Source organism: Pseudophaeobacter sp. 1A09344, from assembly GCF_041008745.1.
Lineage (GTDB): Bacteria > Pseudomonadota > Alphaproteobacteria > Rhodobacterales > Rhodobacteraceae > Phycobacter > Phycobacter gallaeciensis_A.
The window spans coordinates 1-457 of record NZ_JAXGFS010000042.1; the positions used below are offsets into that span (position 1 = coordinate 1).

The window sequence follows — 457 nt, forward strand, 5'->3', positions numbered from 1 at the left end:
TGCAATATGTCGTATTGACTCCATATGACTTTATGGCCTTAGTGTCGTGAAGTAGAAGGGCTCTCGTGGGGAGAGTCCGAACATGCCGATAGCGCGCAACCAGATCCTGATCACCATCGATGGTGTCAAAGACCTGTCCGAGAAGGGCATAGCGTTCCGCTGCCGGTATGAACTCGTGGGGTTCACGGACGATGGCAAGCCGCGCTACCAGTGCATCTACCTGCGCGAGGGCGAGCCGGAAGCCATTCTGGTCTCGACCCGGATCACCCCGCACGGGCCAGAGCCGCGGTATTTCAACATATGGCCGGGACTCTTCAAACATCATCTCGAGTTCGGTGACGGGCGCGATCTGCGCTTTGGTCCTGACTACAGCATTACCCTCGAGGAGCGCGGCTGACGTCATCGCCTTCGGCCGCGACGGGACAGCCCGGACCTCGGGCTGGACCTTTCATGGCGA

The 457-nt window shown here is 59.3% G+C and carries 1 protein-coding gene; it reads left to right on the forward strand.

The features are described from left to right. The first annotated feature begins 82 nt into the window (after positions 1–82). A complete protein-coding gene (locus SM765_RS23010) occupies positions 83–397 on the forward strand; it encodes a hypothetical protein (RefSeq protein WP_008335576.1) in 315 nt (104 codons plus the stop codon). Positions 398–457: the final 60 nt, after the last annotated feature.